The organism is Jeotgalibacillus marinus, from assembly GCF_040801915.1.
Lineage (GTDB): Bacteria > Bacillota > Bacilli > Bacillales > Jeotgalibacillaceae > Jeotgalibacillus > Jeotgalibacillus marinus.
In genome coordinates this window covers 1-249 of record NZ_JBFMIA010000235.1, presented here as the reverse complement: position 1 = coordinate 249, position 249 = coordinate 1, and the positions used below count along the sequence as shown (strand labels likewise).

The 249-nt window shown below is 48.2% G+C and carries 1 protein-coding gene; it reads left to right on the top strand.

Translation table 11 applies throughout. The features are described 5' to 3' along the window. Positions 1–16: 16 nt before the first annotated feature. The coding region (locus tag AB1471_RS17675; protein ID WP_367781026.1) for a DNA cytosine methyltransferase at positions 17–249 on the top strand (233 nt) is incomplete at its 3' end.

Here is a 249-nt window from a genome sequence, read left to right as displayed (position 1 = left end):
AAATGTACCCAACCTGTTGGGCATATCGCAGGGGAAATGCTTCCAGGCAATCCTTGAAGCGATTTCAGAACTGGGGTATAGCATGTGCTGGCGTGTGCTTAACTCTGCCGGCTTTGGAATACCGCAGTCAAGAAAAAGGCTATTCCTTGTCGGACATCTTGGAGAAAGATGTCCCGGCGAAGTATTATCTTTCGGACGAAGCTATGCGAAAAATGGAACAGCAGGAAAACCTGAACAGCTGATTGCAGG